The sequence below is a fragment of the Actimicrobium sp. GrIS 1.19 genome, assembly GCF_035984655.1.
Classification (GTDB): Bacteria; Pseudomonadota; Gammaproteobacteria; order Burkholderiales; family Burkholderiaceae_D; genus Actimicrobium.
In genome coordinates, this window is record NZ_JAXCHT010000087.1 from 1 (window position 1) to 1,158 (window position 1,158).

At 58.4% G+C, this 1,158-nt stretch carries 1 protein-coding gene; it reads left to right on the forward strand.

Translation table 11 applies throughout. The annotated features are described in order from the left end of the window. Positions 1-1,123, forward strand: a 1,123-nt coding sequence (locus tag RCH09_RS19655; RefSeq protein ID WP_326942830.1) for an IS256 family transposase, incomplete at its 5' end; no start/stop codon positions are given. Between the last annotated feature and the right edge of the window lie 35 nt (positions 1,124-1,158).

Genomic DNA, 1,158 nt, shown 5'->3' on the forward strand with positions numbered 1-1,158 from the left:
CACCAAGGCCATCGTGGAACGCGCCCTGCAAGCCGAACTGGCCTTGCACCTGGGCCACGACAAGCATGAGGCCGTCGCCAATGACAGCGGCAATACCCGCAACGGCAGCAGCGTCAAGACGCTCAAGGGCGATTTCGGCGCCTTGCCGATCGATATCCCGCGCGACCGTGACGGCAGTTTCGAACCCCAGTTAGTGGCCAAGCATCAGACCCGCTGGACTGGTTTCGATGACAAGATCCTGTCGTTGTATGCCCGCGGCATGACGGTGCGGGAAATCCAAAGCCATCTCGAAGAAATGTACGGCACTGCCGTGTCGCCGACCTTGATTTCATCAGTCACCGATGCGGTCATGGACGAAGTCAAGGCGTGGCAGGCGCGGCCACTGGATGCGCTGTACCCGATCGTCTATCTCGACTGCATCCACGCCAAGGTGCGCGACGCCGGCGCGGTCCGGGTCAAGGCCGTCTACCTGGCCCTGGGCGTGAACCTGCAGGGCGACAAGGAATTGCTGGGACTTTGGGTGGCGCAGACCGAAGGTGCCAAGTTCTGGCTGCAGGTCGTCACCGAACTGAAGAACCGCGGCGTGCAGGACATTTTCATTGCCTGCGTGGACGGCCTCAAGGGCTTTCCTGAAGCGATTGAAGCAGTATTTCCGAAGACTGCAGTGCAGCTTTGTATCGTGCACATGGTGCGCTACAGCTTGAACTTCGTCGGCTGGAAATTGCGCAAGACGGTCGCCGCGGACCTGCGCACGATTTACACCGCAGCCACCGTCGAGGAGGCGGAAATCCGCTTGGCAGAGTTCGATGCCACCTGGGGTGCCGACTACCCATCGATCGTCCAGTCATGGCAGCGCAACTGGCCACGCATCGTTCCGTTCTTCGACTACCCGGCAGAAATCCGCAAAGTGATTTACACGACCAATGCGATCGAGTCCGTCAACATGAGTCTGCGCAAGGTCACCAAAAGCCGTGGTTCGTTTCCCAACGACGATGCGCTAATCAAGCTGTATTATCTGGCACTACGCAACATCAGCAAGAAATGGACGATGCCGATTCAGAACTGGAAAGCGGCCCTGAACCGGTTCACCATCATGTTCGACGAGCGTATGCCCCAGCATTAACAATTTCCCGATTACACAAAATCGCGGACACCCTC